Annotated in this window: 1 protein-coding gene; it reads left to right on the top strand. The window is 58.4% G+C overall.

From position 1 onward, the window contains the following. Nucleotides 1–1,877 (top strand): TonB-dependent receptor (locus P4L78_RS01140; protein WP_309326396.1); only part of this gene is annotated, 1,877 nt, incomplete at both ends.

Raw genomic sequence — 1,877 nt, 5'->3', positions numbered from 1 at the left:
TGCTGACCCCGGCCAAGCCGACCGACAAACTCGAAGGCCATATCCAGGCGGGATACGGCAATTACAACCTCAATGAAGCCGAGGTGGTGCTGAACCTGCCGGTGAACGACAAGGTGCGGCTGCGTCTGGTCGGCGCCTCGCGCGACCGCGATGGTTTCACCTATGATGTCGTGTGGAACAAGGCGCGCGATGATCAGCACTGGCGCACCGGGCGGATCGGCCTGTGGCTCCAGCCGTTCGACAACGTCACCAACTATACCATGGGCTATTACACCGAATCGCACAGCAACGGTACGGGCACGATCGGCGCCTCGGTCAATACGGCGCATCTGGTCGGGCTTGCAGAAACGCCGATCCCGGTGGGCGGCGGCGTATATTACCCGCTGGGCGCGATTGCCTCGTCATACAATTTCTGCGGTGCGGGGACGGGGGCTGCCAACTGCAGTCTTTATACCAACGCGGTTGCCCGGCAGCAGGCGCTTGGCACTCGCCAGACTGCGCATGACGTGGACGATTTCGACAGGCTTTCGACCGGCGGAATAACCAACACGACTGACATTGACATCAATTCAAATCTTAAATTGAGAAATATTGTCAGTTGGTCCGAAATTAAGGAGTACTACGGGCAGTCGACATCGGGGCTGGATGTGCCAATCTATGATACCGGCACCACGGTTGAAAGTCGCACTGCGCCGCGTGACTGGTACAAGCAGTTTACCGAAGAACTGCAATTGCAAGGCAGCGCGCTCGACAAGAAATTGACCTATACTTTTGGCGGTTTCTATTTCAACGAAACCCCTGGCGGCACCATGCAATCCTGGGCGATCGACGTTTGTGCGAATGCAACCCCGGCGGGCTGCCCGATCGGCACATCGCAGATCGCTGTAACCAACCGTTCAAAGGCACTCTACGGACAGGCCACGCTCGATTTTGGTGCGCTGACTCCGGCGCTTGACCATGTGCGCCTGACCGGCGGCTATCGCTATACCTGGGACACCGTGTTCGGCACGGCGGCATCATACAACTATGTCCCGCTGCCAGGCGGCGGGCAATATGTGACCGGCTGTTCGTGGAAGGGCGGCGCGGTGACCAATCCGTTGACCGATTGCCAGTTCGGCGCCAGGCTCAACAGTTCAGCGCCGAACTGGACCATTGGGCTCGATTACCGCCCCGATCGCAACGTGATGCTCTACGCCAAGGTCACGCGTGGCTACAAGGCGGGGGGCTTCAATTCCTACGCGGTGTTCGACAATACGCGGACCTTCGGGCCTGAAAAAGTCACCGACTATGAAGCCGGATTCAAGTCGAACTATAAAGTCGCGGGCATGCCGACCATGCTCAACGTCAACGGCTTCTACATGGATTACAGCAATATCCAGCGCGCTGCGGGTGACTATAACCTGGCAACGGGCGGCAATGGTGCGATCACGCTGAACAATGCTTCGGCGGTGATCAAGGGTATTGAGGCCGAATGGATGGTCAAGCCGTCGAGCTTCCTCGAACTCGGCGGTAACTACAGCCACCTCGAATCTCACTACAAATCGTTCATTTTCAACTCGAATTCCGGTGTCTGGGACTGCACGGCCACGTCGATCAATTCGCCCAAGGTCTATGCCGGGGCGAACATGGGTTGCCGCCCGCTGCAATACATGTCGCCCAACATCGTTTCGGTCTATGGCCGGGTGACTGTGCCGACCCCCGAAAAGGTCGGCAATGTCAGCGTCTATGTGTCGTACGCCTGGACAGACAAGCAACCGACCGCGCCGTTCTCCACCGAAACCTTCCCGGACGGCACGACCAACGAGCCGGGCGTGCTCCTGCCGAGCTATGGCTTGCTCAATGCGACGCTCGAATGGAAGAACTTCTTCGCCATGCCG

Source organism: Silvimonas sp. (assembly GCF_031291215.1).
Lineage (GTDB): Bacteria > Pseudomonadota > Gammaproteobacteria > Burkholderiales > Chitinibacteraceae > Silvimonas > Silvimonas soli.
This window is presented reverse-complemented; position numbering and strand designations above follow the sequence as displayed.